The sequence below is a fragment of the Phycisphaerae bacterium genome, assembly GCA_035384605.1.
Taxonomy (GTDB): domain Bacteria; phylum Planctomycetota; class Phycisphaerae; order UBA1845; family PWPN01; genus JAUCQB01.
Map to the genome: position 1 here is coordinate 6,034 of DAOOIV010000170.1, position 1,588 is coordinate 7,621.

4 protein-coding genes are annotated in these 1,588 nt (G+C 60.4%); all 4 read right to left on the reverse strand.

What is annotated here, in order from left to right; translation table 11 throughout:
* Positions 1-38: 38 nt before the first annotated feature.
* Positions 39-425 carry a hypothetical protein gene (locus tag PLL20_20950; GenBank protein HPD32469.1) on the reverse strand — a complete coding sequence of 129 codons (387 nt, stop codon included), beginning with the start codon at positions 423-425 and terminating at the stop codon, positions 39-41.
* A 42-nt stretch (positions 426-467) separates the two neighbouring features.
* Positions 468-812 carry a hypothetical protein gene (locus tag PLL20_20955; protein HPD32470.1) on the reverse strand — a complete coding sequence of 115 codons (345 nt, stop codon included), beginning with the start codon at positions 810-812 and terminating at the stop codon, positions 468-470.
* Between the two features lies 1 nt (position 813).
* Positions 814-1,368, reverse strand: coding sequence for a hypothetical protein (locus tag PLL20_20960; GenBank protein HPD32471.1), 555 nt, complete (start codon positions 1,366-1,368; stop codon positions 814-816).
* A partial coding sequence (locus PLL20_20965; protein HPD32472.1) for a carboxypeptidase regulatory-like domain-containing protein occupies positions 1,368-1,588 on the reverse strand: 221 nt, incomplete at its 5' end. The genes PLL20_20960 and PLL20_20965, both read right to left, overlap by 1 nt.

Below are 1,588 nucleotides of genomic sequence, written 5' to 3' on the forward strand. Positions count from 1 at the left end.
GAACCGACTGCGAATCGCGTTGTGAATCTGCGTGTACGTCACCGGAACATCCTCTTGATCTCTTCGATCGTGCGAGCCATCATGTGGTCACCGGCAAACGTGCCTCGTCCATCTTCCAGGAACACGATGTATCGCACGTTGTTAGTGATATACGTCACACTAAACGGCCGGACTTCGGCAATCACCCCGGACCCATTCTTGATCGTCGATGAGCCGTCCGGGTCTGTGTCCATCGTGGCCGTCTCCGGGCGGTTGTTGTTCTCCACCTGCCAGTTGCCCCGCGCCCTTCCAGTCCTGACCCGGGTCTTCATCACCAGACTTTTCAGAGCCTCCAGTGCCACCTTCTGGTGAATCTGCTGGATCTTCTTCGGGACCTCCACGGCCGCGAAGTTCCTCAACGACAGATTGAACTGATTTGCATTCACTTCTACACGCCATCGTTCAGAGGCATCGCCACAGAAAAAAAGTCAGGCCACCGCCTTCACCGCCAACTCGTACAGCACCGTCTGGCCCTTGAACGTCGTGGGCTTGACCATCACCACCACCCACGTCTTGCCCGCGTACACCACTTCCATCAGCACCGCCGGCACAAACTCCATCCCGCTCGGCGACACGTACAGCACCATGTCCGCCCATCCGGGCACCTGGTCCTTGCGATGCTCTTCCACCGCCTTGACCGTGTGCTGCGCCGCCGTCCCCATCGTCCGCTTGCCCGTCGCCGGGTCATAGCTCGACGCCTCATACACCCGGAACACCACATCAGCCCCGTACTTCGTCAGCAACTCCAGCGCCTTCGCCGCCGTGATCGCCATATCAACCTCGAATCACCGACCCGCCGATTTCGATCAACCCGCGAACCAACGCATCGAGCTTGGGGTATTCGTACCCATACGGCTTGCCGCCCGCGTAAGTCTTGGATTCCGAAATCGGCCCGACCGACACCGACTCCGACACCACTTCGCCCGTCTCCGTGACCGTACCAAGCAGGTCGTCTCCAAGCACCACACGCAAGGCCATCTCCGCACAAGCATCTTTGAGTCTTTGGGGCAGCGACGCGGAATCGAGCAAGTACCCATCGTCGTCCTCCACCGAGCACCGGGGCCACGCCAATGCCTGTGCCGAACTGTTCCTGTAGCCGCGCCACCTGCCCTGGTACCGGACATCCAGGTACTGCGTCGCCACAATCAGGGCGTTCTGCTTGACCGCCGCCGTCGCCGCCGACCAGTCACTCGACCGCGTGACATTGCTGTGGTACGTGTCGGCGTCCGCCACCGACAGGTAGCTGTTGGCCGTGCTTAGACCAGAACCGGTCTCGACTACGAACAAAGAGACTACCGAAATCGGTGTGCCTGTTCCGCTGCCAGCCATCAGCTTACGACCTCCTGATCGGGATCATCGAACGTGTACCCAGCCTTCTGTCGCCAGATGTAGTACGTGCCCGCCGAAAGGTAGAACGTCACCTGCCCGCTCTCGTTCGTCGTGTCATAGGCCACGATGTTCACGCCCGCTGAATCCGTAGTCGCCCAAACAGCCACCCCGGCAATCGGCAGGCCGGTCACTGAATCCGTCACCGTGTACGTCCAGCCCG